The 25,787-nt window shown below is 40.7% G+C and carries 25 protein-coding genes; 11 read left to right on the top strand and 14 right to left on the bottom strand.

Going from position 1 to position 25,787, the window contains the following annotated elements; all coding sequences use genetic code 11:
- Positions 1–77 precede the first annotated feature (77 nt).
- From CYLST_RS08195 to CYLST_RS08185, 3 genes are read left to right on the top strand one after another with little or no spacing between them, the layout of a single operon-like run.
- A complete protein-coding gene (locus CYLST_RS08195; protein WP_015207244.1) occupies positions 78–716 on the top strand; it encodes a hypothetical protein in 639 nt (212 codons plus the stop codon).
- A gap of 18 nt (positions 717–734) precedes the next feature.
- The gene (locus CYLST_RS08190; protein WP_015207243.1) at positions 735–1,910 is read left to right on the top strand and encodes a DNA cytosine methyltransferase; all 1,176 of its coding nucleotides are present in this window, start codon (positions 735–737) and stop codon (positions 1,908–1,910) included.
- Between the two features lie 32 nt (positions 1,911–1,942).
- The gene (locus tag CYLST_RS08185) at positions 1,943–3,397 is read left to right on the top strand and encodes a PDDEXK family nuclease (protein WP_015207242.1); all 1,455 of its coding nucleotides are present in this window, start codon (positions 1,943–1,945) and stop codon (positions 3,395–3,397) included.
- Between the two features lie 108 nt (positions 3,398–3,505).
- Here CYLST_RS08185 and CYLST_RS08180 read toward each other — a convergent pair whose 3' ends face one another.
- From CYLST_RS08180 to CYLST_RS08170, 3 genes are all read right to left on the bottom strand, one after another.
- Positions 3,506–3,730: a type II toxin-antitoxin system HicB family antitoxin gene (locus CYLST_RS08180; RefSeq protein ID WP_015207241.1), complete on the bottom strand. Its 225-nt coding sequence runs from the start codon at positions 3,728–3,730 to the stop codon at positions 3,506–3,508.
- Complete coding sequence (locus CYLST_RS08175; protein WP_015207240.1) at positions 3,727–3,957, bottom strand: type II toxin-antitoxin system HicA family toxin; 231 nt, start codon at positions 3,955–3,957, stop codon at positions 3,727–3,729. The genes CYLST_RS08180 and CYLST_RS08175 overlap by 4 nt, the downstream gene beginning before the upstream one ends.
- Before the next feature lie 214 nt (positions 3,958–4,171).
- Positions 4,172–5,671, bottom strand: coding sequence for a phytoene desaturase family protein (locus CYLST_RS08170; protein ID WP_015207239.1), 1,500 nt, complete (start codon positions 5,669–5,671; stop codon positions 4,172–4,174).
- A 233-nt stretch (positions 5,672–5,904) separates the two neighbouring features.
- Between CYLST_RS08170 and CYLST_RS08165 the strand changes: the two genes are divergently transcribed.
- Both CYLST_RS08165 and CYLST_RS08160 read left to right on the top strand, forming a co-directional pair.
- Positions 5,905–6,687, top strand: a complete 783-nt coding sequence (locus CYLST_RS08165) for an ABC transporter ATP-binding protein (protein WP_015207238.1) — start codon at positions 5,905–5,907, stop codon at positions 6,685–6,687.
- Between the two features lie 119 nt (positions 6,688–6,806).
- Positions 6,807–8,348 (top strand): MlaD family protein, encoded by a 1,542-nt coding sequence (locus CYLST_RS08160; protein ID WP_015207237.1) that lies wholly within the window; start codon positions 6,807–6,809, stop codon positions 8,346–8,348.
- On the opposite strand, the gene CYLST_RS08155 is transcribed toward CYLST_RS08160, so the two are convergent.
- From CYLST_RS08155 to CYLST_RS32200, 4 genes are all read right to left on the bottom strand, one after another.
- Positions 8,319–9,590: an RNA-guided endonuclease InsQ/TnpB family protein gene (locus CYLST_RS08155; protein WP_015207236.1), complete on the bottom strand. Its 1,272-nt coding sequence runs from the start codon at positions 9,588–9,590 to the stop codon at positions 8,319–8,321. The genes CYLST_RS08160 and CYLST_RS08155 overlap by 30 nt on opposite strands.
- Positions 9,591–9,922: 332 nt before the next feature.
- On the bottom strand, positions 9,923–10,885 hold the full coding sequence (locus CYLST_RS08150) for an aldo/keto reductase (protein WP_015207234.1): 963 nt from the start codon (positions 10,883–10,885) through the stop codon (positions 9,923–9,925).
- 59 nt (positions 10,886–10,944) lie between these two features.
- A complete protein-coding gene (locus CYLST_RS08145) occupies positions 10,945–11,595 on the bottom strand; it encodes a L,D-transpeptidase (RefSeq protein WP_085960764.1) in 651 nt (216 codons plus the stop codon).
- Between the two features lie 403 nt (positions 11,596–11,998).
- Positions 11,999–12,439 (bottom strand): hypothetical protein, encoded by a 441-nt coding sequence (locus CYLST_RS32200; protein WP_015207232.1) that lies wholly within the window; start codon positions 12,437–12,439, stop codon positions 11,999–12,001.
- Positions 12,440–12,889: 450 nt separating this feature from the next.
- Here CYLST_RS32200 and CYLST_RS08135 point away from each other — a divergent pair, with 450 nt between their 5' ends.
- Together CYLST_RS08135 and CYLST_RS08130 are read left to right on the top strand one after the other, a co-directional pair.
- The gene (locus CYLST_RS08135; protein WP_015207231.1) at positions 12,890–13,480 is read left to right on the top strand and encodes a DUF1802 family protein; all 591 of its coding nucleotides are present in this window, start codon (positions 12,890–12,892) and stop codon (positions 13,478–13,480) included.
- A 367-nt stretch (positions 13,481–13,847) separates the two neighbouring features.
- Positions 13,848–14,108, top strand: a complete 261-nt coding sequence (locus tag CYLST_RS08130) for a hypothetical protein (RefSeq protein WP_015207229.1) — start codon at positions 13,848–13,850, stop codon at positions 14,106–14,108.
- Here the strand turns inward: CYLST_RS08130 and ggt are convergent.
- Positions 14,102–15,832: a gamma-glutamyltransferase gene (ggt, locus tag CYLST_RS08125; protein WP_015207228.1), complete on the bottom strand. Its 1,731-nt coding sequence runs from the start codon at positions 15,830–15,832 to the stop codon at positions 14,102–14,104. The genes CYLST_RS08130 and ggt overlap by 7 nt on opposite strands.
- A gap of 174 nt (positions 15,833–16,006) precedes the next feature.
- Between ggt and CYLST_RS08120 the strand changes: the two genes are divergently transcribed.
- Both CYLST_RS08120 and CYLST_RS08115 read left to right on the top strand, forming a co-directional pair.
- Positions 16,007–17,185: an AAA family ATPase gene (locus CYLST_RS08120; protein WP_015207227.1), complete on the top strand. Its 1,179-nt coding sequence runs from the start codon at positions 16,007–16,009 to the stop codon at positions 17,183–17,185.
- On the top strand, positions 17,182–17,793 hold the full coding sequence (locus CYLST_RS08115) for a DUF4276 family protein (RefSeq protein WP_015207226.1): 612 nt from the start codon (positions 17,182–17,184) through the stop codon (positions 17,791–17,793). The genes CYLST_RS08120 and CYLST_RS08115 overlap by 4 nt, the downstream gene beginning before the upstream one ends.
- A 76-nt stretch (positions 17,794–17,869) precedes the next feature.
- Here the strand turns inward: CYLST_RS08115 and CYLST_RS08110 are convergent, their stop codons facing one another.
- The 4 genes from CYLST_RS08110 to CYLST_RS08095 all read right to left on the bottom strand — a co-directional run bounded on the left by CYLST_RS08110 (position 17,870) and on the right by CYLST_RS08095 (position 22,303).
- Positions 17,870–18,607, bottom strand: coding sequence for a phytochelatin synthase family protein (locus CYLST_RS08110; RefSeq protein WP_015207225.1), 738 nt, complete (start codon positions 18,605–18,607; stop codon positions 17,870–17,872).
- A gap of 351 nt (positions 18,608–18,958) precedes the next feature.
- On the bottom strand, positions 18,959–20,881 hold the full coding sequence (locus CYLST_RS08105; RefSeq protein WP_015207224.1) for an ABC-F family ATP-binding cassette domain-containing protein: 1,923 nt from the start codon (positions 20,879–20,881) through the stop codon (positions 18,959–18,961).
- Between the two features lie 76 nt (positions 20,882–20,957).
- Positions 20,958–21,374: a DUF1824 family protein gene (locus CYLST_RS08100; protein WP_015207223.1), complete on the bottom strand. Its 417-nt coding sequence runs from the start codon at positions 21,372–21,374 to the stop codon at positions 20,958–20,960.
- Between the two features lie 80 nt (positions 21,375–21,454).
- A complete protein-coding gene (locus CYLST_RS08095) occupies positions 21,455–22,303 on the bottom strand; it encodes a prohibitin family protein (RefSeq protein ID WP_015207222.1) in 849 nt (282 codons plus the stop codon).
- Positions 22,304–22,432: 129 nt separating this feature from the next.
- On the opposite strand from CYLST_RS08095, the gene CYLST_RS08090 reads away from it, so the two are divergent.
- Together CYLST_RS08090 and ccmS are read left to right on the top strand one after the other, a co-directional pair.
- Positions 22,433–24,241, top strand: a complete 1,809-nt coding sequence (locus CYLST_RS08090; protein ID WP_015207221.1) for an ABC transporter ATP-binding protein — start codon at positions 22,433–22,435, stop codon at positions 24,239–24,241.
- Positions 24,242–24,352: 111 nt separating this feature from the next.
- The gene (gene ccmS, locus CYLST_RS08085) at positions 24,353–24,781 is read left to right on the top strand and encodes a beta-carboxysome assembly chaperone CcmS (RefSeq protein WP_041233509.1); all 429 of its coding nucleotides are present in this window, start codon (positions 24,353–24,355) and stop codon (positions 24,779–24,781) included.
- 49 nt (positions 24,782–24,830) lie between these two features.
- Here ccmS and CYLST_RS08080 read toward each other — a convergent pair whose 3' ends face one another.
- Positions 24,831–25,238, bottom strand: a complete 408-nt coding sequence (locus tag CYLST_RS08080; protein ID WP_015207219.1) for a helix-turn-helix domain-containing protein — start codon at positions 25,236–25,238, stop codon at positions 24,831–24,833.
- On the bottom strand, positions 25,219–25,521 hold the full coding sequence (locus tag CYLST_RS08075; protein WP_015207218.1) for a type II toxin-antitoxin system HigB family toxin: 303 nt from the start codon (positions 25,519–25,521) through the stop codon (positions 25,219–25,221). Before CYLST_RS08075 ends, CYLST_RS08080 begins: the two co-directional genes overlap by 20 nt.
- Positions 25,522–25,787 lie beyond the last annotated feature (266 nt).

Raw genomic sequence — 25,787 nt, 5'->3', positions numbered from 1 at the left:
TCTCTTATCAATACACAATATATGTAAGACAGGCATCTTGCCTGTCCAAGAACAACGTAAACATAATTACTCCAATTATGGCAATATTAAATGCCCAAAATCTATCACTAGAAGATGTGCAGCGTCTTTTCGGCTTTCAAGAACAGTATGCCGACACATTTACTCAATTTTTATTATCTTTAGAACCACTAACAGAAGTTGAACAGAAAGAACTTTTACAAATACGAGACGATTTTCGGCGTTACCTCACAGCCGGCAAAGTTTCTGAAGGACAAGTTAAATTTCTCGCCCTTGCTCCATTAATGCGATTAGCTGGTTTTTATCGCTATCCTATCGAGATTATTTTAGAAGAAAATATAGAAAATATTGAAATTGCCGATGAAGATACAATAGTTAAAGGTAGGTTAGATATCTTAGCTGTCACTAAAGCTAAACCCACAAAAGTTAATGCCTATTTTTGGGTATTGTTAATTGAATCTAAAAATAGCCAAATTGATGTTTTCACTGGCTTACCCCAATTACTAACTTATGCTTATAAAAGTTTGGAGCGTCAAAATTTTGTTTGGGGTTTAGTGACCAATGGCAGAAGTTATCAATTTGTATATATTCAGCAGAAAGAAGTTGCAATTTATCACCTGATGCCATTATTAAATTTAATGGAATCTCCCCGTGCAATTGAATTACTACAAGTTCTCAAAGCAATTTGTCAGCTATAAGAGTGAAGTACGATCATTGTGATAGAAAATCAGCTTATATCAATTGGTTTATTTGCAGGTGCTGGTGGTCTAGACCTAGGCATGGAACAGGCAGGGTTTCACACAGTTAGTGTAGTGGAAATAGACGCTGATGCCACAAAGACAATAGCTGTTAATCGTCCATATCTGTCTGAAAGTGCAGTTCCTAGAGATATTCGCGCTACTCTACCCCAAACATTACTAGAAGAAGGGGGACGAGTTCTTAACCTTGGTAGACCTTTAAAACCGGGGGAAGTGGATCTAGTAACAGGGGGGCCACCTTGCCAACCTTTCAGCACCGCAGGAAAGCGTGGTTCTGTTATGGACCCACGTGGTAGCTTATTTATGGAATTTATCAGGATCATTGAAGGCATACAACCTCGCTTTTTTGTGATGGAGAATGTTAGAGGTTTGTTATCTGCACCAATTCGCCACAGACCTCATGATCAGCGTGGGTTTGGTTTCCCTACCCTAGAACCGGAGGAAATGTCTGGTTCTGCACTACAAGTTGTGCTTTCGGAAATGAAAAGTTTGGGATATAAAGTTGCTCTTCCCAAACTATTAGAAGCAGCAGATTATGGAGTTCCGCAAAACAGGAAACGAGTGATATTTATTGCTTCTAGAGAGAGTCAATCATTAACCTTTCCTTTACCCACTCACAGCGAGAATGGAATGAATGGGTTACCTAAATGGCTAACTATCAAAGATGCATTGGAGAATTTAGAAGATCCTAAACCAGAGTATTTGTCTTACTCAGAAAATCGTCTTAAGTATTTGCGTCTACTAAAAGCTGGTCAAAACTGGAGATATTTACCCGACGATTTAAAGCAAGAAGCGATGGGGGGTGCTTATAAATCAGGAGGGGGAAAAGTTGGTTTTTATCGTCGTTTATCTTGGGATAAACCATCGCCGACTATCACCACAAGTCCGCACCAAAAAGCAACAGATATGTGCCATCCAGAAGAGTTACGCCCTCTGAGTATTAGAGAATGTTTGCAGATTCAGACTTTTCCTGATAACTGGGTATTTCATGGCTCAACTGCCTCTAAATATCGTCAGATTGGTAATGCAGTTCCAGTGTTACTCGCTAAAGCTATAGGTGAACATATCTATAAGCTTATTAAGAAAGAGGAAGTTACAGGAATACAGGAACCATATCAACTTACACTATTTTAATTAGCAAATAAAAATCTCAAAACATATTATCTATGACTGACAAAGTAATCCTGAATATTTTACTTAAAGATGCTGGCGTTAAACGTTCAGCATTACTTGCAGAAAATATCGTTGATATGGAAAAATATCTAGACATCAGTGATGATGATCTAAAAAGTATTCGTTGGGTGGACAAAAAGGGCAAGTACATACAAATGATTACAGATGAAGAAATTGACAAAATAATTGTTAAGCGAAGTATTTATCTGGCAGCAGTTGAACAGTCTGAGCAAAGGCGAAAAATAGAATCAGTTGCTCTTCAATTATCAGAACAGCCTATAATAAGAAAATTATTGAACTATTTTGTTCCACCTAAAAAAGCAGTAACAATTACCACGATTGTTCAAAGTTTTGAGAATATAAAAGTTAATTCTCTATCTTGGAGTCAGGCTTTGATAAGTGTATCTAACCAAGAACGCCTAGATATGTCTCAATTTTTTACACAGCAACTTAAATGGGATGCTAATTTATTAGAAAAAATGTTAATTCAAGTAGAAATCCTAACTAGGATAATTATCTTGCTAGGCAAAATTAACAATAAACCGCTGGTGGGAATATCATCAAGCCAAAACGGGTTAATTTTTAAAAAATTTTTATTAAAGAACTGGGTAATGCTCCAAAAAACACCTCTAGTGTTTCTTCCAGATATTCAACATTTACTATTTGATACAGGTGATAATGATATTGCAATTCTTAATATTATAGCAAGTTTATTTAGCCTGAAACAACAATATTTTGATATAGCCATACTATTCCTTGAGAAAATTATTGGAATGGAAAATACTACTTTAGAAATGGCTCAAGAAGCTATATCAACTGGTAATCCGTTTTTATTTCGCTCATTATTTTTGAGTTTCCCTGAAGCTAGAGAATTTGCTGTAGGAGGAAAGCTAAATAGTAGCTTAGAGACCAAATATGGCTACCTTTTTGAAACTTTAGTGAGTGCATTTGGGAATTGCCGAGAAATTTATGATGGTGGGGTTGATGTAGTTGTGGGAAAAGAAGCTTTTGATATTAAAAGCGGTCCTGCTGTGATGAATAAGAGTATGGTAGATGCTTTTTCAGCTAAACAAAGACTGATACAGGAAGAAAATTTACTGCCTGAAATCAGCACATATAAAATTGCTTTAGGTTACGGTAAGCGGGAAAAGCTTAATTCATTCATGGCGAAAATTGATACAGAAATACTTACGGCTAGAGAAGCTTGGACAAAAATTACAGGTGTCGAACATAGCCCTGAAATTGTCTTTGCTATTGCTGGATTAGTTGCGAGGATATTTAGTTCTAAAAGTATAGTCAATCAAATGTTGGGTTCTGGGGAAAATTATGTAATTCTTGAAAAAGATGATGAAGATTTTAATCAATTTTTATTATCCACGTTTGACCCAATACAGTTAACTCCAGAAGCACAGCAAGAAATTGATTTTATTAATTCATTGCTAAGGTAATTGTACCAATAATTATTGTAGATTGGGTAGCGCTATTATATTTAAGCCAACCAAAAAATAATCAATGTTGGGTTTGAAAGTAAAACCCAACCTACATAAATGTAAAAATTACGCCACTTTTAAAGACTTTCCTAGAACTTGCGGTTCGGGAAGTGGTTCACCATCTTCCAAACACGACTCAATCAGCATTTCTAACACTTCCTGAGCGTTTTTCAAAGCTTCTTCGTAAGTTTCTCCATGAGTACAAGGCTGCATTACGTTAGTAAAATCAGGCAGTGAAACTACATAACATTGATCTTCTTCAGACCATTGAATAATTATTGTATATTTCATTCTTCTGGTTTCTCCTGTTCATCTGCTTCAATCTTCTTTAGTTCTGCCAGTGCTTCCGTTACCTGCTTTTCTAAATATGCTTTAGCATCACTGCCATCTTTACCTGCAATAATAATAGCTTTTGAGAATTTTGGATGTATCCATTTGCTATGACTTCCCTTGGCAGGTTTATAAGCAAACCCAGCTTGCAACAATAAACTTTTCAATTCTCTAATTTTCTTGGGCATATCTGCTCAGTTGTTTCCTTCATGCCCGCAATCTTTCCATTATCATAAAACCTTAACTCACCTACTTTATAGCTCTCTTGGCGCGAAACAAAAAATACAGTACTTTGCAAGTAAATGAAGTACACATCTTAATATTATAAATCTTGTGGGTTGGGCAGGATGCCCATCCTTGTTTACCTCACCCAAAAGAAATTGGCGTAACTACTCTAGATATCTATAACAACTCCAGCATCTGCGATACACTTACCAAAGTATTAGCGCGCAAAATACCAGATGCAGCGGCGGCTGGGACGCCAATTCCTGGCATTGTGCTATCACCTACGCGGTACAAACCTTTGATTGGCGTTTGTGAACCGGGAAACATTCCTTTACCCGCTGATATAGCAGGACCATAGGTTCCGTGATAACGTCTTAGATAATGGGCATGGGTTAGGGGTGTACCGATAAGTTCCAACTCTACACGCTGGCGAATATCGGGGATAATTTTCTCTAGGGCGCGATATAAAGATTGGGCTTTTTCTGTTTTCTTCTGTTCATATTGATCATTCCGTTCCCAGCCAGCGAAAGGTTCGAGGGTGTAAGCATGAACAACGTGATGTCCTTCAGGGGCTAAAGTTGCATCCCACACACTGGGAATGGAAATCATGCAAGTATTACCTGGTGTGGTGATGTCTTGACTAGAATCGTGAACCACCACATGATGTCCGGTTAAGTTTTCTAAACCATCGGCGCGGATGCCTAAGTGCAAATGCATAAAACTCTCAACCGCTGGCGTATCTAAAGCCGCTTGGCGGTAAGCTGGGGGTAAGTCTTCAGGACGTAGCAGGTGTTTGTAGGTATCCCAAATTGTGGCGTTGGAAATTATTATAGGCGCTTTGAAAATTTCACCCGTTCGCAATTTGACGCCAACGGCTTTTCCAGATTCCACCAAAATTTGTTCAACGTGGCATCCCAGACGCAACTCACCGCCCCAGCGTTGTAAACCCCGCACCAAAGCATTGACGATCGCTTTACTGCCTCCCAAAGGATACTCTACCCCAACACGCGATCGCTCCCCCAACATAAAAGCTACCTCTGGAGCAATTGTTCCATCTGCCTTTAAGCCAGAAAGTAGAAAGCATTCTAGATCAATTAGTCGCCGTACCCAAGGATCTTTAACCGTTGCATCCATCACACTACCTACAGATGCTTGGATGATTGGCAAGTTGAAGAACATTTTTGCTAAAGACGGCAGGTAACGACCCAGTAATATCGGCAGCAATTGCCAATCAGCCCTCAATGCTATAGTGGGAATGCCTTTCATCGCCTCATACAAACCTAACAAGCGTTCTTCAAACCGCTGGAGTTCTTTAGCACCTTGGGGCGTGATTTTATGCACCTCCTGTCGGTATTCTTCAGGGTTGCTATAAACCGCAACAGAACCTTCGGGAAAGTGGTAGTGTCCTAAGGGATTATAGGGTATAACTTGGAGGGATTCACCGAGAACATCCAGAATTTGTTTTACAGGATTCAAGCTCTGGGCATCGTTCAAACCACAATAAAAAGAAGGGCCAGAATCAAATTCAAAGCCCCGCCGTTTAAAGCTATGAGCAGCACCTCCAGCAATTGTATGACTTTCACACACAATGACTCGCTTACCGTAACGAGCAAGTAACCCGGCAGCAGATAAACCGCCGATACCACTACCAATGACAATGACATCACTATCTTGCATATTTGTTCTTGATCCTCTGTTGGTTAATTATTTTCCCCTGACCAATGACCAATGACCAATGACCAATGACCAATGACCAATGACCAATGACCAATGACCAATGACCAATGACCAATGACCAATGACCAATGACCAATGACCAATGACCAATGACCAATGACCAATGACCAATGACCAATGACCAATGACCAATGACCAATGACTAATGACCAATGACTAATGACTAATGACTAATGACTGAACCATTGATTGAACTGAAAGGCATTTCTAAATCCTTTGGTAACAATAAGGTTTTAGATCATGTGGATTTGACGATTCACCGGGGGGAAGCACTGGGGATTATTGGCCCTTCAGGGACTGGTAAATCGACGGTTTTAAGAATAATAGCTGGGTTATTGCAACCTGATGAGGGAGAAATTTATGTGCAAGGGGTACGGCGAGATGGGTTGATTGAGGATGCTTCCGATCCAATTGGGATTGGGATGGTGTTTCAACAGGCGGCGTTATTTGATTCGTTGACGGTAGAGGAGAATGTGGGGTTTTTGTTGTATCAAAATTCTAAATTAAAGCGATCGCGCATTCGAGAACTGGTAAATGAAAAATTAGACATGGTAGGCTTACCGGGAATCGGCAACCTTTACCCTGCTGAACTTTCTGGAGGGATGCGAAAAAGGGTAAGTTTTGCCCGTGCGATTATGTCTAACCCCGATAAACCCGCTGATAGCCCATCTGTCTTACTATACGATGAACCAACAGCCGGACTTGATCCCATTGCCTCAACAGTGATCGAAGATTTAATCCGTCATTTGCAACTTACACAAGGTGCCTGTAGTACCTATGCGATTATTACTCACCAAGACAGCACCATTCGGCGGACAGCTGACAGACTAATTTTTCTTTATCAAGGTAAGGTGCAATGGCAAGGTACAGTTAATCAAATAGATAGCACAGACCACCCTTTGATCAGACAATTTATGAGTGGGAGTGTGCATGGGCCGATTCAGGTTGTCGGTTAAGCTAGTGCTGAGTTTTAAATCCTGAGTAGATTTTTCCCACTCAGCACAAGCTGCGCTGTCAGCGCAGCCATCTAGGGCTTTAGAGCACTCAGGAATAATAGTCGGGTAGAGGAAAAAAAATGCGAGGTTTAATGTCAAGCCGCTTCGCGTCTGCGCGAACATTGAGAGAAGGTTCTGTAGGTCTATTGATTCTGTTAGGACTAGGGGTATTTGGAGTAATTATTCTGTGGTTGAATAGATTTACCGGGGGTAGCAGTTCCTATAAAGCGATTGTGGAGTTTGCCAACGCTGGCGGGATGCAAAAAGGCGCACCAGTTCGGTTTCGTGGCGTCAAAGTCGGCAGTATTACCAAAGTTCAACCAAAACCAAATAGCGTTGAAGTGGAAATTCAAATTGCTCCGGCTGACTTGATTATTCCTAGTGAGACGGTGATTGAAGCTAATCAAACCGGATTAATTAGCGAAAGCATTATTGATATCATCCCCAAGACATCCCTACCTACTGGGGCTACTGTCGCTAAACCCCTAGACAAAAATTGCAATCCCAGCCTGATCATTTGCAATGGCTCACGGTTAAAAGGTCAAATTGGTATCAGTACCGATGATCTAATTCGCCAATCAACTAATTTCGCCGCTGCCTACTCTAACGAAAAATTTGCTCAAAATGTGAATAAACTGATGGAAACCTCTGCCGATGCGGCGTCCAGTGTCGCTGCACTTAGTAAGGATCTCCAGAGTTTGAGCAGAAGCTTTAAAGGGCAACTAGGCATATTTTCGGGCACTGCTGTGACATTACAACGGGCAACAAATCAACTCACAACAACCACGACGAGAACAGCAAATGTATTTGGTAACACGGCGAATGAATTCAGTACAACGGCAAAACAATTTAGTTTAACCGCAAGTCAAGCGAGTCGGTTGCTGAACAATTTGGATAATTTGGTGACAACAAATCGTTCTTCGTTGGTTGGTGCTTTGAACAATATCACCCAAACTAGCAACCAACTGCGGCAGACAGTTACTAGCCTTTCGCCTGCGGTGAATCGCTTAACCCAAGGCGAATTACTAAAAAACTTAGAAACTCTCTCGGCTAATGCCGCTCAAGCCTCAGCTAATTTACGGGATGCTAGTAAAGCCTTAAACGATCCGAAAAATAGCGTGCTATTGCAACAAACCCTAGATTCAGCGAGAGTAACTTTTGAAAACACCCAAAAAATCACTTCTGATTTGGATGAATTGACAGGCGATCCCGCTTTCCGCAAAAATCTTCTGCAATTGGTGAATGGTCTGAGTAAATTGGTGTCTTCCACACAACAGATGCAGCAGGAAGCACAGGTGGCTGTGACTTTAGACGCACTCAAAGCATCTGTGAATCAGCCAGATGTTGCGATCGCCAAACCTAAAGCCAAAGCATCTGTGAATCAGCCAGATTTGGTGATTCCTGCCCTCAGTCCCAAAGTATCTGTGAACCAGCCAGATTTGGTGGCTCCTCCCCCTCCTCCTATCCAGCAGCCGCTGATGATTAAACCCGCACCGTTATCTGTTGAGAGGGCGGATAATCAGACTCAAACAACTGCTACTCCGCGTACTTCGGGTACTCCCAATTCATCCCAAGAACAGCTAGTGCAGCAACTACGGGATTATGGGAAGCAAGGAAATTGACACTCTCAGGTCTAAAGACACGCTCGATTCTAACTTCACCCTAGTTACTTGCTCTACCAGGTTTTCACCAAGCAAAGTAGAGGTTACTAGTCCATTAGCGTTACTTCGGGAATGCCCTTCCCTAGCTTTTGCAAGATTAAGAATATTTATTGCTGCGTTTGTATCTCTATGTAACTCGCATCCACAACTACAAACGTGAGTGCGGGTTGATAGAGATTTTTTAACAATTACGCCACAACTGCTACACTTTTGACTAGTGTACTGAGGTGTCACAGGTATAGCTAATTTGTCAAATTTAGCAGCAAAATATTCTATCCATTGCCTAAACAAATACCAACTAGCGTCACTAATTGATTTTGCTAAACAATGATTTTTAACCATATTGGAAACTCTTAAATCTAGCCTTCGGCACGGCGAAGCGCCTACATAGGCTACAACGTCGTTAGACCTGCATACGTTACGCGCTATTCTCTTAGCGTGTTCATTCCGTTGCCTACTTACTTTTAAGTGTTTTTTAGCGTAAAGTTTTCTAGCTTTTCTTCTTCCGCTAGAACCTTTGACTTTTTGGAAAATTTGTCTTTGAGAGTGCTTAATTTTAGATTCAGCTTTTCTCAAAAACTTAGGGTTGGGTTCTTGGTATCCGTTTGAGTCAGCGTAAAAACTCTCAATACCAACATCTAAACCTATATCGCTACCCGTTTTTGGTTGAATATCTTTGACATTAATACCGACACAAAACTGAGCGTAGTAACCATCAGCACGACGTATTAGGCGTACTCTCTTAATATCTTTGATGCTGTAGGATTGAATGTCCCACTTACCCAAAAGTTTTAATTCGCCAATACCTTTTTTATCGGTAAAAGCGATACGTCTTTTTGTTGGATGAAGCTTCCACCCTGATGTTTTATATTCAACCGAACGGCAATCTTTTTGAAATTTTGGCAACCCCTTTTTCCCAGGTTTATTTGATTTACAGTTATCGTAAAAACGAGATATAGCAGACCATCCACGTTCAGCAGCAGATTGGACTGCCATAGAATTTAGTTCGGCGACAAAGTGAAATTCTTTTCTTAGTTCGGTTGAATACTTGTTAAGCGCAAACCTATCAACTTTTAACTCATGTGGAGCATCCATCCAATATCTTATCGCTTTATTGCGAATGAATTGAGTAGTACGAATGGCATCATCTATTGCATTACATTGAGTTTGTTTGCCTTTAACCTTGTATTCCAGAACTATCACAGTTTTTCCTTTTGTTTCTAAACTACTACTTGTTTACGACCTATTTAGATACTAACATATATGTGTCGCTATTGTGTCTCAATCATGGCAAAAAAAGAATTACATATTAGGATTAGTGAGCGTCGGTTGCATAAACTACGTTTATTAGCAGTTGAGAAAGATAAAACTGTTACTCAAATAGTAGAAGACTTAATCGATATGTTACCGGAGCCTAGAAAGATTCAATGCGACTAAAGTCGCCCGTGTCGCTTATATCTCTTTCTCTGAAGCCACTGAGTTTTACGCATACCGAGTTATCTTATAAAAGGTGGATACTGCCAGATTTTTACAGTTTATTCCCAACTCCACATCAGCGGGTTATCGTCGAGATGGTCTGTAACAATGCGTCCAATACGATCAATTTCGGCAACTTCGGCGGCAGATAGTTTAACTTCAGCGGCTTGGGCGTTGGCTGTTGCTTGTTCGGGATAACGCGCCCCAGTGATAGCCTGAGTTTGGGGTTGGGCAATTAACCAAGCGATCGCTAACTGAGCCAGGTTACAATTGTGGCGATCGGCTATGGGGCGCAGTTTATCTAAAGCTTGTTGGGCACGTTCAAAGTTTTCACCTTGAAATAGCTTATTTTTAGACCGGTTATCTTCGGGTTCAAATTTATGTCCAGGAGCAAATTTCCCGGTTAACAATCCCTGGGCTAAAGAAGAATAAGCGAGAATAGAAATATTGTTTTCGATACAATAAGGCATGGCATCCTTTTCTACCTGCCGCCAAAATAAAGAATAAGGTGGTTGTAAACTATCAATTCGTCCATACTTGGCGGCTTCTGCTAGTTGGACGCTAGAAAAGTTAGAAACACCAATCGCCCGAATTTTTCCTTGCTGTTTGAGGTGATTCAGAGCGTTCATAGTCTCTTCAATTGAGACTATTTCACTGTTGAAACTGCCAGAGGGCCAATGAATTTGGTAAAGGTCGATGTAGTCGGTTTTGAGGTTTTTTAAGGAGCGCTCACAAGCTTCAATCACTTGATTATACTTGAGATGGTTGGCAAAAACTTTCGTGGCATACTCCACGCGATCGCGCACATCAGATACAGCTTCAGCTACAATCTGCTCAGAGTGACCCTCACCATAAACTTCAGCCGTATCAATAGTAGTGATTCCAGCTTCATAAGCTGCACGGATAGTTTTAATCGAGTCAGCATCCTCAATTCCCACCCACATCCTTTTCCCAGCTTGCCAAGTCCCCATCAGAATGGGGGTGATTTGCACGGTTGATGTACCCAGTGTTCGCTTGAACATCTTTAAAACCTGGTTGAGAATACCTCTTCATATTATCCATCTGAGGTAAATAGCTGTTGCTATCGCACTACAGTAACTGGTGTTCCGGGACTCACCTGATGGAATAATTCCTTAATATCTTTGTTGTACATCCGAATACAACCATGTGAAACTGCTTTGCCTACTGACTCAGGATTGGGGGTACCATGAAAACCAACCCAATTGTGACCGTTTGTCCAAAATCCAATCCAGTAGTTACCAAGAGGATTTTGCGGTTTTCCTCCTGCAATAGCTTTACCAGTAATCGGATGTATCCAAGTAGGATTTTTCAACATTTCCAGAACTTGGAAATTACCGATTGGGGTTTCCCAGCCTCGACGGCCTACTGCAATAGGATAACTTTTAATTCGACTTTTCCCTCGATAGAGAGTTAAGCGGCGGCGTTTCAAACTGATTTTTATTTCAGTAGGTTGAGCAATTAAATCCTCAATATAAATACTTATTTTAGTTTCGGAATTATTAGATAAAGTATGATTAACAACTTTTGAATCAACCTGACTTTTGACATAATCTGTAAAAATTATCCTCTGACCTAAACTTCTAGTCTTCTTGCCTACAAGAGAAGGTGGAGAGACGGTTTCTAGATTATCAGCTAATGATATTTGTCCACTACAATATAACAACCCAAATGCACAAATGAAAATAACAGAGTTAATTGATCGCTTGAGCATATTAATCATTAAGTAGGTAGGCGTAAATATTTGTTGTTGGCATTAGGCACTATTTCACTCATGCCAGAGGGTTTTAGACTATTTCAAATTTGTTTACACAGTTATCTTTATTGTTCAAGTAGATTAGCAATTTTGGCAAAGTATATCTTTAGGTTAGTTTTTGTAAAAATTACTCCTGACAAATAGTGCAGTCTCACCGCTAGTTGCCAGGAGTAGCTTCGATATGGAGAGAAAGAACATGATCACGATTTGCTGCCGTATACATCTCATCAATTGACAGTGCAGTTTTTTGTTCCTACCGGCCCGCTTATTGGTAGCAGCCAACTTTTTAAATTATCCAACCGGAGTTAGCAAGGTTAACAAGCTTGCCAGTGTGTAGAGAACTAGAAAATTATCAAGTAATTTACCACAGTCCTCTGACTCCTTGCCCAGTATTTTGTCTTTGTCTTCTGTTGTTAACACCTTGGTCTTGCTGCGTTCCAGGAGTTTGCTGTGTTCCGGGAGTGGTAGTATCTGGGTATTGCTGCGTTCCGGGAGTAGTCGTATCTGGGTATTGCTGTGTTCCGGGAGCTTGCTGTGTTCCGGGAGTAGTCGTATCTGGGTATTGCTGCGTTCTAATAGTGCGGTTATTTGGCAATTGCTGTGTTCTTGGGGTGGTAGTATCTATGGGTTGCCTTGTTTGGGTGTATAACCTTCCACTTGCAGGGACTTCGCTAGTTTTAATACTCCGAGAACTGGAATTTGGTAAAGCTAATACTGGGAGAATGAGTAAAGCGCTGGTACTAGCAACTCCCACGAGGCTAGCAAGGATTTTGAACAAATTCTGACTATTGTTTCCGCTCATTAGCGCCTCCTAATTTTGAAGCTAAAAGATTTTTAAATTCCTCAGTAACTTGCCAAACTTGGGGGAAAGTTTAGCTCCATTTCTGAACTACAATTAATTATGTCAATCAGAAATGTTGAACTTAATGTTGGCGGTTCATTTATCAAACTTAGATCGCTTTACTTCCCGAAGCGTCTGTCTAAAGCATAGTCTCAGGTGAAAAAAATATGTAATTATGAATACTTGTTTTGCCGGAAAACAGGCATTGTTTTAATGCCTTAGATATAGGCTGGAAACATAAATTCATGGTAGGCATTTTAAAATGTTTATTTTGATTGCAAAAATCAAAGCAGGCAGAATTATTGTATTAAATAAAAGAGATTGATATTTCTCTATCATTAGGCAGAGATAGAGAAGAAGTGAATCAATACAGATGATATTAGCCGATAGTAAAAACGCAGATAAGCACCTATGCTAACAACCACTATCCACGCGCTGAAAGAATGGGCAGTTGCCGTAAATGCTTTGGAATGCGGACAAACGATTATGCTGCTGCGTAAAGGTGGTATCCACGAACATCATGGACGTTTCCAAGTTGCCTATAATCAGATTTTGCTTTATCCCACTTATGAACATCAGCAAGCTTTTATGCTGAAAGCTGAGTATGCGAATCTTGTCTATCCTGTAACTTCAGGCTGGCATCCAGAAACTGTTCGCATCGGCAGTTGGGCAGAGATTACTGATATTTTACCAGTGGCTGATGAGTCGATTGTCAGTGATTTACTTCCCTTCCACATTTGGAATGAGCATTTTATTAGCGATCGCTTAAAATGGAAACCACGCCAACCCCTGTATATCCTCCTGCTGCGGACTTACACCCTACCCCAAGCCCCAGAAATTCCCTATCTCTCTCAATACGGTGGTTGTAAGTCATGGATTGATTTAGCTCAGGAAATTTCTTTAAAAGCAGCAAAACCTGTTTTGTCTGATTCTGCTTACACCCAGCTAGTAGAGGCAATTCGCGGCATTGTTGGCGATAAGTTATACGCTTCATCCCTATGACTACAGACGCGGATTTAGTAGCTAGTTTTAGAACTCCGCGTCTGTGTAACCAGGAAACCAAATCGCCCAGTCCTGTACTATCTCACACAATAGTAGTTATTGTTACATACAGTTGTAAAAACCGTAGATATCATAAGAAGGATATCGACACAAAACAAAATATCAGGGACAAACATTCTTCTGTTTATCTTCCTATCTGACGGACATCTGACCAGAGGAGTCTGCATTTTTAAGTAATTTACTGGCATCAATAGTATCAAATTTCCATAGCCTAACATTTTAGGCAAAAACTACCCCACAAGAATGAGGCAGGTCTTGACAAAAGCCTGTCATTATGCAACATAAGCTAAACCCATAGGAGTTTACCATGCATCGACAAATGTGCTGGTTATCTAAGTCTGGCGGCGATGGGGCAAAAGTCTTGCATTTGCAGACTGCACCCAGCCAACCTTGGCGTCCCTACACGGCTTTTCCGCATTTTTCAGTCCCAGATTATCAAATTCCTGGCGGTTCTAAAGGTTGGGCAACTTATCAAAAACTGTTGAAAGCAGGCTGGACATTAGTTCCTAGCGCACGGGCCAATGAGTTTGCTAGCAGCTTTGCCGAGTCAACAATTCAAAATCAGTAGCTTCTAGGGGAACCCTCACCACGAGGATCAACCGCTCCTTCTAGGGTATCATCACCTGTGACAATGATCGCATTTGCATTGCCCCAAGGCTGAGTTTCCTGAATTTTGTGTCCGCGCCGGCGTAAGTCTTGCAGAGTTAGAGCATCCATTCCCCAAGGTTCCACACGTAACTCATCTGGTAGCCACTGGTGATGTATGCGTGGGACTGATACGGCTGCACCCACATCCATTTTGTATTCCAAGACATGCAAAATCACTTGCAATACTTGGGTGATAATGGTGCTACCGCCTGGTGCGCCCACTACCATCCGCAGCCGGTCATTTTCGGTGATAATTGTCGGAGTCATGCTGGATAGGGGCGTTTTCAGAGGGGCGATGCTGTTTGCTTCGTTACCCACCAAACCAAAGGCGTTAGGAACTCCCGGTGCTGCTGCAAAATCATCCATCTCGTTGTTGAGAACAATCCCCGTTCCTGGTGAAACCACACCAGCACCAAAGCCGAGGTTAATCGTGAAAGTCAAACTTACGGCGTTGCGTTGTTCATCGACAACTGTGAGATGACTGGTTTCTGAGGATTCTTTGGAATTTTTGGTTGTATCGAGTCCTGGTTTGATTTCAGTTGCAGGTTTCGCTACTTGCAGATTAATTTCTTGACGGCGTTTTTTGGCGTAGGCTGGGCTGACGAGTTGTTCTACTGGGACTTTGACAAAATCGGGATCACCTAAATATTTGGCGCGATCGCTATATGCAATCTTCATTGCTTCTACCATTAAATGTATAGCGTCGGGGTGATGCCATCCCCAAGATTTCAAATCGGCGTCACCGATGATATTCAACATCTGCAATAGGTGAACGCCTCCTGATGATGGTGGGGGCATTGAACAAATTTTAGCTTGGCGGAAGTTGCCGCAAACGGGTGTACGCCAAATGGGTTTGTAGGCTTTTAAGTCTGCGAGGGTAATTAAACCGCCGTTTTTAGCCATGTCAGATGCGATCGCACTCGCTATACTTCCAGTGTAGAAACTTTGGGGATTTTGGGAGATAGAGGTGAGAGTTTTAGCTAAATCCCGCTGTATTAATTTTTCCCCTGGTTGATAAAATTCGCCGTTGCGAGTGAAAATATCCCTTGCTGCTGAATTGTCGAGAATTGGCTGTTTACGGTTCTCGTAAGCTGACAGAGAACGCCATGTAGTCTGAGGGCTGAGGATAAAACCATCTTTAGCGAGTGCGATCGCAGGTTTCACCACCTCACTCCACGATAACTTACCATAGCGGCGATGAACTTCAGCCAAACCCGCCACAGTCCCCGGAGTTGCTACAGCCAAATAACCATTTACACTAGCATTTGGACGCACCTTACCCCCAGCATCCAGATACATATTTCTTGTAGCCTTCAGCGGTGCGCGTTCCCGAAAATCCAACGCTTTAATTTCCCCACTTTTCCCAGAATGCAGCAGCAAAAAACCACCGCCACCGATACCCGCCGAAAAAGGTTCAACAACAGAAATCGCAAAAGTTGTAGCCACTGCTGCATCTACCGCATTACCACCTTTAGTTAACATCAAAATACCCGCATCACTTGCTAGGGGATGGGCCGAAACCACCATCCCCTTTTTGCTGCGTAGGGATGGAGTGATAGTAGCTGATACAACTTGGCTATAAAGGAGAACGCTAAGAGAGAAGACAGCGAAGACAACCCGCTTAGTTTTGGCAACAATACGCATTTTTACGCTATTTTTTTCGGCAGTATGTGCAATTTCTCATAAAATCATCCTTTTGAAAATACTTGCTCATAAAAAGTCACATAACAACTTTTTTAGATAAGCGCAAAATACAACCAGCCTTACTTGCTACAGTAAAGAAACAGCAGAAAAAAGTGAGATGAGAAAATAAGACTTATGAACTCGTTTAAACGTATAAAAATTGAAGGATATCGTCGTCTGCATAACGTAGAAATCGAAATGCGACCTTTGACGGTGATGATAGGTGCTAATGGTGTAGGTAAAACTTCCCTGTTAGAGATATTTTCACTTTTGGCAGCTTCAGCAAATGGTCAACTGGAACCTAAAATTTCCGAATTGGGCGGACTGAATGAAATTATCACTCGCGATAAAGCTAATAAGATAGCAATTTACTTAATAGATGCGCTAGATTATCTGAAATCTTCGTCTACATTTGATTATTGCTTAGAAGTTACTCCTAAAGGCTTGGCATATAAAATTTCTTTAGAGACACTTACTGAAAATGATTATAAAGATTATAATATGCGATCCCCCCAACCTGTTACTGTGAAGTACATTGAATCTCATAATTTAGATATTAAATACTTGAATCCAGAAAGTAAAAAATTATTAACTCCAGAATGGGAATACAACCATTTAGAGACTTCTCTTTCTCAAGTTCCTAAAATTTACAAATTACCTGAAAGATTCCGTAGACAATTAGCTTCATGTACGTTTTACGGTTCATTGAATGTTACGCCTAAAAGTCCAGTGCGCTTACCACAACAAATGCGTCCAGTAAAATTACCAGGTGCTAACGGTGAAGATTTAGTTTCCTGTCTTTACTATTTACGAGAAACTGATCCAGACAGGTTTGAAATTATCGTAGATACCCTTGCTGCTGCTTTTCCAGATTTTGAGCGTTTAGGATTTCCTCCAGTAGCAGCAGGAACTTTCGCAATGACTTGGAAAGATAAAAACTTTTCTCAGCCAATTTATATGCACCAACTATCAGAGGGAACTTTACGCTTTCTCTGGTTAATAACATTGTTGCTAAGTCCGGGTTTAACTGCTGTGACTCTTATTGATGAACCAGAAGTTAGTTTACACCCAGAATTATTACAACTACTAGCTGATGTTATGCGGGAAGCCTCAGAAAAAACACAGCTAATTGTTGCCACTCATTCAGACAGATTAATCCGATTTCTAAAACCTGAAGAAGTGCTAATTTGTGACACCACTGAAGATGGGTTAACAACCATGAAATGGGGTGATTCTTTTGATTTAGCACACTGGCTAGAAGATTATAGTTTAGATCAAATTTGGGCAATGAACTTAATCGGTGGTCGTCCATGAAGATAGCGATTTTAGTTGAGGGTAAAACGGAAACGGCTTTTAAACATATTTTATTAGATTTCCTCAAGTTGCGCTTGCAACAAAAAATGCCCAAATTAAACTTTATATCCGATGATGGTCGAATTGCCAAAGAAGAAAAACTTAGGCGCAAGGTAGAACTTTTGTTAACAGGTAAAGATGCTGTTGATGCTGTAATTGCACTAACAGACGTTTATACAGGAACAGGAACAAAAGATTTTCAAGATGCAGCAGATGCAAAAGCTAAAATGAGAGATTGGGTAGGAAATAACCCTAAATTTTATCCTCATGTAGCACAACATGATTTTGAAGCTTGGCTATTACCTTATTGGTCAAGAATACAAAAGTTAGCTGGACATAATAAGTCAGCACCAGGAGGTTCACCTGAACAAGTGAATCATGATAAGCCACCAGCAAATCGTATAAAAGAAATATTTGAGTTAGGTAAAAAGCGTAGTTACAATAAAATTCGTGATGGAAATGCTATCTTGAAAAACCAAGATTTGATGGTTTCGGTTAATCAGTGTCCTGAATTAAAAGCATTTATAAACACGATTTTATCTCTTTGCGAAGTTGATTTAATTCCATGAATGTTCCAAATTCTTTTAGTCCGCGAAGGCGGACTTCGTTTGTGTAGCCGCGATTTCTAATCGCCGAGTATATTTGCTAATTCTTACTCGCAAATACAAAACCCCGCGTCTTCCCTGAAGTTGAATCAACAGTCGCCATCGACTTCCATAAATCCGCCGCTTTTACCCAAACTGGCGGATACTTATAACGAGAAACATCCAAAATTAAAAATCTATCCGTCTGCTCATTATACGCCGCCAAGGGGGAAATATGCCCGCCTGTTTCTTGTCCAATAGCCTTACGTAAATAATTAACTATAACGAAATTTCCCGGTTGTTTTAAATTCTCTGCTGCTAACTTACGAAACTCTGTTAAACTGGTATCACTAGCACGGTAAACCTTCACCTTAACACCGTAACTTCCTAACAATCCTCCCAACTCATTTAGAGTCATGCCTTGACGAGATACAACCTCAGCAGATAGTACTTTTGTAGTATTCTCATTACTGAAAAAATTTTCTTGAGTAAACACTTTATAAGGCTTATATTGGGGTGCTTCCGGTGCGGTAACTTTCAAGCCATTCAGCACCATCACCATACTCGCAACGCCACAATATGCTTGATTTGTTTGGGTGACAAACTGCATACTCAACGGAAAAAAATCATCCTTCGATTTACTTTCAATTAATAATTTTTCACCTTCAGGAGAATCAAAACCAATCAAGTTAGGCGCAAGAGGTAGTGTTTGAGCAAAAACATTTCCTCCAGCCAAACATGCTCCTAAAATTAGATACTTGAGCGATGTTTTAAGAGTTTTGATTTTTTGAATTTTCATCTTTATATTTTTACTAAAATAAGTGCATTTACATAGAATATACTGTATATTGGCAACGCTTGAGCAGTTTAATGCTCAGAATACAATAAAAAATTGTCAATAAAAAATATTTCAATCTCTGATTCTGAAATCTTCTTTGGTTGCTAGTTAATTCGTGCGTTAGGGAACGCACGCTACGTGTTCGTGAAAATGTCTCTTTATTCTCTTTGCGTCCTCTGCGCCTCTGCGGTTAGTTCAAAAAAGAATATTTTCACAAACAAATCAGATATAGCATTCCTATTTTAAAGCTCAGATCCCCGACTTCTCTAAGAAGTCGGGGATCTTGTTATTCAATGAATGCACATTATGAGATTAAGATTCCACCTCAGCCAATTCTAACCAGCGCTCAGTCGCCACATCAATCGCTTGCTTGAGGTTTTCCACCTGTTCATAAAGCTTTTGCACTTGGCTATAATTTCCCGGAGAGACATTCACCAAAGCTTTTTCCGCTGCTGCCTTTTCATCCTCTAACTGAGCGATTTTCCCTTCCAATTGCTGAAATTCTTTCCTTTCCCAATTAGATAAACCGCGCCGCTTTTTCTTCTCTGTTTCCTTAGGTAGAGATGTAGTTTTTTCCACCTCGATATTTTTGGCATTATTATTAGCAGCCTGTAGCTGTGCTTCCTCAGCTTTTTTAAAGTCCAGATAAATAGAGTAATTACCTGGATATTGCTTGAGATTTCCGCCTTCTTCAAAAGAAAAAATTGTGTCTACAGTCCGGTCTAAAAAGTAGCGGTCGTGAGAAACTACAATGACACTACCAGAAAAATCTTCTAAATAATCTTCAAGCACCGCCAAGGTTTGCACATCTAAATCATTAGTCGGTTCATCTAAAATTAAGACATTCGGCGCACTGATGAGCAACCGCAACAGAAATAACCGCCGTTTTTCCCCGCCAGAAAGTTTATGAATTGGGGCATATTGCTGATTTCCGGGAAACAAAAACCGCTCCAACATTTGGGAAGCAGTAATTTTAGTACCGTCGGTTATTTGAATAAATTCCCCTTCTTCTTTGATGTAATCAATCACGCGCTGATTTTCGTTTAACGCCGTGAGTAATTCTTCAGAATGCTGGTCAAAATAACCGATGTGAATTGTTCCCCCAATTTCCACACTACCAGAATCTGGTTTAACCCGTGCAGTGATAATATCCATTAAAGTCGATTTACCTGCACCATTACCGCCGATAATGCCGATGCGGTCTTCTGGGCTAAATTCGTAGGTGAAATTATTAATTAAAGTTCTGCCATTGTATGCTTTAGCAACGTTATTTAATTCAATAACTTTTTTGCCAATACGCCGACCAACTGTAGAAATATCAACTTTACCTTGAACTTGTTTAAACTCAGTGTCACGCAGAGCATGAGCGCGGTCAATTCTGGCTTTTTGTTTGGTACTTCTAGCTTTTGGCCCGCGTTTTAGCCATTCCAACTCGCGCCGCAATACGCCTTGATGTTTGCGCTGAGTACTAACGGCAGATTCCTCAGCTAAAGCTTTCTTTTCCAGATAATATGAATAGTTACCTGTGTAAGTGTAAATGTCCCCTCGGTCGATTTCGATAATCCGATTAGTAACACGATCTAAAAAATAGCGGTCGTGTGTTATCAGCAAAAGCGCCCCGCGAAAGCGATTTAAATAACTTTGTAACCATTCTACAGAAAGAGCATCAAGATGGTTTGTTGGCTCATCCATCAGCAAAACATCTGGTTCTGATAGCAAAGCTGTTGCTAAAGCAATGCGTTTGCGATAACCTCCAGATAAAGTCCCGATTTTCACGTCAAAGTCAACAATTCCTAATTTTGTGAGGATGATTTTAGCGTTGGTTTCCAGTTCCCAAGCGCCAGTTGCATCCATGCGCTGCATGACTACAGAAAGTCGGGACATTAGCTGAGTATCTTCTGAAGAGTGAGCCAATTTATCAGAAAGTTCTTCATACTCCCGCACTAAAGCCATGTGTTCACCACTGTCAGCAAATATTTGCTCTAAAACTGTGTGGTCTTCATCTAAATCTGGCTGCTGGGGTAAGTAAATAATTTTTGAACCGGAACTGACTAAAATTTGCCCACTATCAATCGATTCTAGCCCAGCGATCATTTTTAATAACGTTGATTTGCCAGAACCGTTAGTACCAATTAAGCCTACTTTGTCGGTAGTATCTAGACTAAAGCTAGCGTCTTTTAAAATTTCTTTGATGCCAAAGTCTTTTTTAACTGATTGTAGTGTAATAATACTCATAATTTTTGCATTTCCTATGGCAATTCGTAGGCAGGGTATATTTCCTACCTACGGATAATCTAACTTACTAAAAATTCTATACAAATAAATCCAGGGGTAAATGTCCATACATTTCATTGATTCCCCCTTCTTGGTAAGACTGGCAAGACACCAATACCCCGCGATGATGTCCGGGATATGAATCAAGATAGCACAAGCCATTTTTGCCATTTAATTTGATATAAACTGGCCCTTCAGGTTTAGGTAAATTATTTGGTGCTTCATAACCTAACGCCTGAGAATAAGTTTGCATTGCTAAAATTCCTTCTTCGGCGGTATCAGCACAAATTCCTAATATTTGGTAGTCAGAAAGGCTGGTAATTAAAATTAATGCCCGGCTGATTGAACCTTTCTCTGATGGCTTGAGGACAGGTGCAATGTCTAGACAGTTAAATTTGTTCAGCAGTTTTTTAGCTTCCTCGGCTGTGAGGCTGTGATGATTGGGAGTAGGCATAAATTACTTGATTATTTTCCTGGTGTTGCTTCTGTGTCTAAGGTGGGACTTGCCCACCTTACTAGTATTTTTGACTAAAATCAAGGTTGATTTTGCAGCTTCCCTAGGTTGAATATGAAGGGGACGCTACCTTGGGAATTTTCACCCATAACGAGGACATTGGGCATGTGAGCGCCGCCACTCTTCCAAGCTTCAATTGCTTCTTTTTGCAGAACTAACTGCCCTCCTTGGGCTTTGAGGGTTTCTGCCAAGAGTCTTTGAGCTTCTGCCCTACCCTTAGCGCGGTTGATGTCTGCTTGTGCTTCTTGTTCGGCTTCCCGCGCTACATAGACGGCTCTTTGCGCCCGTTGTTCCGCGATTTGTTTTTCTTCAACTGCTCTGGCAAATTCTGGTGAAAAAGCCAAGTCAACTACGCTCGTATCCAAAACGATTATCCCATATTTAACTAAGCGATCGCCTAAAGTGCTATCAAAGTCTTCTTTTAATTCGCTGCGTTTGGTAATTGCTTCTTCTACAGTTCTTCTAGCGGCGGCAATTTTGAAGGCTTCCTGTGTCTGGGGAGCGATGATTTTCGACACAATATTTTCTAAGGTACCTTGTTTCCTCCTCACCTCAACTACCTGCATCGGATCGAGGCGAAAGTTGATGGCAAATCTCGCAGATAAATTTTGCAGATCCTTAGTTGAACTCTCCGCTGGTACTTCAAATTTTTGCACTGTTAAATCATACACATCTATCACAGAGATAAATGGTGGTTTTAGGTGAATACCTTCTAGTAAAGCGCCATCTGTAGCTTTACCCAAGATGCTAATCACTCCTGCTTGTCCTGGGTTGATAATTATAAAGGAATTGAGTCCGATAGCCACCAGTATTGCCAAAACAATTCCGATAATCGTAGTTGGCAAATTTGCAAATTGCTGAGTTTTCAATTTTCTCTCTCCTGTTCTGTTGTGAGGCAACTCCTGTATTATGTTGACACGTCACCCTGGATACGCCTAATAAATGCTACAAAGGTGAGTTCTTGTGCTAGTATTAGCTGCACGCAACTGTAAACGGCTGTGGCTATAGCATCTAAATCTCATCGGGAATCAAAAAGGCGTAGACATGCTGTAAATCCCCTCCAGCGCCTCTTTGACTATGGACATCAGTATCGGCAACAAATTTGGCTGGCAACTACTTATTCTATCCTCAATAAATTTTTCGACTTGGCACCACCAGGCTTAATTGGTATTGCGGTGGATGTGGTAGTAAAACAGCAGGATTCTATTATTGCCAAATTGGGGGTGAAGGATGTCTTTGGACAATTTTTGATTATTTCCTTGCTCACTGTGATCGTTTGGGTACTAGAATCGATTTTTGAATATGCTTATGCTCGAATTTGGCGGAATTTGGCGCAAAACATTCAGCATAACTTGCGTTTGGATGCATACAAACATTTGCAAGATTTAGAATTGGCTTATTTTGAAGAACGCAGCACTGGCGGTTTAATGTCCATCCTCAGTGATGATATTAACCAATTAGAGCGGTTTTTGGATGTAGGCGCGAATGATATTATCCAAGTTGCCACAACCGTTGTAATTATTGGTGGTGCTTTCTTTATTTTAGCTCCCGGTGTGGCGTGGATGGCTTTATCGCCAATGCCATTTATCCTCTGGGGTTCGTTAGCTTATCAACGGTTACTTGCGCCTCGCTATGCTGATGTGCGAGAAAAAGTAGGGTTTCTCAATTCCCGTTTGGCAAATAATATCAGCGGTATTACTACTATTAAAAGTTTTACTGCTGAAACTTATGAAGCGTCACGCTTGGAAGTAGAAAGTGATGCTTATCGCCAAAGTAATGCTAAGGCAATTACTCTTTCTGCCGCCTTTGTTCCTTTAATCAGAATGCTGATTTTGGTGGGGTTTACCGCATTGCTACTGTATGGCGGTATGGCAGCGGTTGCCGGAAAGATGTCTGTCGGTGCTTACAGTGTTTTAGTGTTTTTAATCCAGCGCTTGCTCTGGCCGTTAACCAGATTAGGTGAAACATTTGACCAATATCAACGGGCAATGGCTTCTACTAATCGGGTGATGGATTTGTTGGATACTCCAATTGCTATTGATGCCGGAAATATTGATTTACCTGTAGATTTGGTGCGCGGTGCAGTGGAGTTTCAAAATGTCACTTTTGCCTATAATGAGAGATTAGCAGTTGTTAAAAATCTGTCTTTGGATATACCCGCCGGAAATACGATCGCCATTGTGGGTTCGACTGGTTCTGGTAAAAGCACTCTAGTCAAGCTTTTATTGCGGTTTTACGAGGTGCAAACGGGAAAAATCACTCTGGATGGTGTTGACTTACAAAAGCTGAATTTGCGGGATTTACGCCGCTGTATTGGCTTGGTGAGTCAGGATGTGTTTTTATTTCATGGTACGGTGGCAGATAATATTGCTTATGGCAGTTTTGAGGCGACAGAACCAGAAGTTATCATGGCGGCGAAGGTCGCAGAAGCCCACGACTTTATCAGCCGCTTGCCTCAAGGTTATGAGACAATTGTCGGGGAGCGGGGGCAAAAGCTATCTGGTGGACAAAGACAACGAATTGCGATCGCCCGCGCCGTGTTGAAAGATCCGCCGATTTTGATTTTGGATGAAGCTACCTCAGCGGTGGATAATGAAACAGAAGCGGCAATTCAGCGATCGCTAGAACGGATAACTGCCAATAGAACAACAATTGCGATCGCACATCGTCTTTCCACCATCCGGAATGCTGATTGCATTTATGTCATAGAACATGGAGAATTAGTAGAATCGGGCACCCATGAACAACTGCTGGAGAAAAATAGCATTTATAGCAGTCTCTGGCGTGTGCAGTCTGGTTTGAGGTAAGCCAAACCAAATCTAGTTTGCATAGTGTGAAATTATACATTTCTTGTAGGGTAGGCGTCTCGCCTGCCCAAAACACCCCAACCAATTTTGAATATTTAACTTTAGATTATGATGATGTTTGGTAGTACCCAGCCGGAAACAACAGAAAACAAGTGGCGTGGCCAATTAGATAGATTTGTCAAAGAAAATCGACCAGAATTAGCGGCTCTGTTTTGGGGGTTGTGGTTAGCAAATGGTGACTCTCAGGGTACTATCGGCATTGATTTACAACCCACACTACATTTTGTTTATTGTCCCAAAGAAGCTATAGAAAAACTCAATAATAATGTTGACAATCGACTTCAAGAGATTTTGGGAATTGTCGAAAATCACAAACCAGAAATTGAAGTAGTGATGATTGGCATTGGTAAAGGTGAAGTTAAGTTAATTCAGTTTGCACCAGAACCACCGCCACCGATTTGTTTTGAACAGATTGCTTTGGATGTTGATGATTTATTGGAATTGCTGGAACAGAGAATGAGTGAGGAAATTACTTTTTAACGCTGAGGTACGCAGAGGGAAGTGCTGAGGAGAGAAGGATGAGGTTAATTTATGACTGAAAAAATGTATCTGGTGGAATATGGAAAAACTCCGCAAGTTTGTGAATGTGATCAATAGTTAATTGGCGTTCTTCATTCAAAACTTCAGAAAGAATAGACTCAGTTTCAAAAATAGGAACTAAGTCTTTTTGCTGCACACTAAACTCATCTATCAAAGCCTTGAGTAACTCCACGCCATAAATATCTGGGATAGTATTATGCTGTTCTTCATACTCATAAACTAGAGTACCTAAAACATTTAGATAATCTTCTTCATCTTGTGTTAATTCACCTTTATCAATTAGGGAATCAATTACTTTTTGCGTAGCGAAGAATTCTTCCTCCGAAGTGATGGGACGCGGCGGAAAAGATTTGAGTAATTCGATATAAGCGTTAGTGTTACGTATACCAGTTGTCATTTTTCCAGTCCTCCTTATCGTATTCTGCATGGGTGAGGACATGGCGGATAAAAACTTTTTGAAAGTTGTAATCTACCAAGGTAATTAGTCGATATTTATTATGGCCTATATCAAAAACTGTGAGATTACTAACTTGATCAGCTGATGGGAAGGTCTGACGTAACTCTACAAAGTTCTGCCATTTAGCCTTCGATGTATTTTTGAGCCAAATTTTCAGGCTAGTTTGTGAGTTGGGGTGCTTTTCCCAGAATTTAGTCAGCCTAGAAGCGGTAATAATATGCAATCATCATATGAGTTGACAGACATAAGCGTTATTTTAGCATATTGCAAAAATTATTGGCAAGCACTACCCACCCCAGTTTTGACAAAACGGCATACTCACAAAAGATAACACTCGAAAGAAACGTCCTTGTCTTTCGGTTAAAGTCACAAATTTATCAACTCCCATGATGTTATATGCTGCAAAAAATCAAAAATAAAATCATCAATTCTATTCGTTAGGACGCGTAAAGTAAAAAATAAAAGGCAGGCATTGCCCACCTTTTTTAG

Origin of the sequence: Cylindrospermum stagnale PCC 7417, assembly GCF_000317535.1 — a bacterium.
GTDB classification, from domain to species: domain Bacteria; phylum Cyanobacteriota; class Cyanobacteriia; order Cyanobacteriales; family Nostocaceae; genus Cylindrospermum; species Cylindrospermum stagnale.
Note: the sequence above shows the minus strand (reverse complement) of the source record. Positions and strands in the feature narration are given on the sequence as shown.

What these genes read in the sequence shown, in the direction of transcription:
- CYLST_RS08180 (WP_015207241.1), bottom strand. Translation starts at nt 3,730, where the DNA reads ATGAAATATACAATAATTATTCAATGGTCTGAAGAAGATCAATGTTAT.
- CYLST_RS32200 (WP_015207232.1), bottom strand. Translation starts at nt 12,439, where the DNA reads ATGAGCGGAAACAATAGTCAGAATTTGTTCAAAATCCTTGCTAGCCTC.
- CYLST_RS08175 (WP_015207240.1), bottom strand. Translation starts at nt 3,957, where the DNA reads ATGCCCAAGAAAATTAGAGAATTGAAAAGTTTATTGTTGCAAGCTGGG.
- ccmS (WP_041233509.1), top strand. Translation starts at nt 24,353, where the DNA reads ATGATGTTTGGTAGTACCCAGCCGGAAACAACAGAAAACAAGTGGCGT.
- CYLST_RS08195 (WP_015207244.1), top strand. Translation starts at nt 78, where the DNA reads ATGGCAATATTAAATGCCCAAAATCTATCACTAGAAGATGTGCAGCGT.
- CYLST_RS08105 (WP_015207224.1), bottom strand. Translation starts at nt 20,881, where the DNA reads ATGAGTATTATTACACTACAATCAGTTAAAAAAGACTTTGGCATCAAA.
- CYLST_RS08160 (WP_015207237.1), top strand. Translation starts at nt 6,807, where the DNA reads ATGCGAGGTTTAATGTCAAGCCGCTTCGCGTCTGCGCGAACATTGAGA.
- CYLST_RS08100 (WP_015207223.1), bottom strand. Translation starts at nt 21,374, where the DNA reads ATGCCTACTCCCAATCATCACAGCCTCACAGCCGAGGAAGCTAAAAAA.
- CYLST_RS08110 (WP_015207225.1), bottom strand. Translation starts at nt 18,607, where the DNA reads ATGAAAATTCAAAAAATCAAAACTCTTAAAACATCGCTCAAGTATCTA.
- ggt (WP_015207228.1), bottom strand. Translation starts at nt 15,832, where the DNA reads ATGCGTATTGTTGCCAAAACTAAGCGGGTTGTCTTCGCTGTCTTCTCT.
- CYLST_RS08135 (WP_015207231.1), top strand. Translation starts at nt 12,890, where the DNA reads ATGCTAACAACCACTATCCACGCGCTGAAAGAATGGGCAGTTGCCGTA.
- CYLST_RS08130 (WP_015207229.1), top strand. Translation starts at nt 13,848, where the DNA reads ATGCATCGACAAATGTGCTGGTTATCTAAGTCTGGCGGCGATGGGGCA.
- CYLST_RS08080 (WP_015207219.1), bottom strand. Translation starts at nt 25,238, where the DNA reads ATGACAACTGGTATACGTAACACTAACGCTTATATCGAATTACTCAAA.
- CYLST_RS08150 (WP_015207234.1), bottom strand. Translation starts at nt 10,885, where the DNA reads ATGTTCAAGCGAACACTGGGTACATCAACCGTGCAAATCACCCCCATT.
- CYLST_RS08165 (WP_015207238.1), top strand. Translation starts at nt 5,905, where the DNA reads ATGACTGAACCATTGATTGAACTGAAAGGCATTTCTAAATCCTTTGGT.
- CYLST_RS08145 (WP_085960764.1), bottom strand. Translation starts at nt 11,595, where the DNA reads ATGCTCAAGCGATCAATTAACTCTGTTATTTTCATTTGTGCATTTGGG.
- CYLST_RS08170 (WP_015207239.1), bottom strand. Translation starts at nt 5,671, where the DNA reads ATGCAAGATAGTGATGTCATTGTCATTGGTAGTGGTATCGGCGGTTTA.
- CYLST_RS08115 (WP_015207226.1), top strand. Translation starts at nt 17,182, where the DNA reads ATGAAGATAGCGATTTTAGTTGAGGGTAAAACGGAAACGGCTTTTAAA.
- CYLST_RS08185 (WP_015207242.1), top strand. Translation starts at nt 1,943, where the DNA reads ATGACTGACAAAGTAATCCTGAATATTTTACTTAAAGATGCTGGCGTT.
- CYLST_RS08120 (WP_015207227.1), top strand. Translation starts at nt 16,007, where the DNA reads ATGAACTCGTTTAAACGTATAAAAATTGAAGGATATCGTCGTCTGCAT.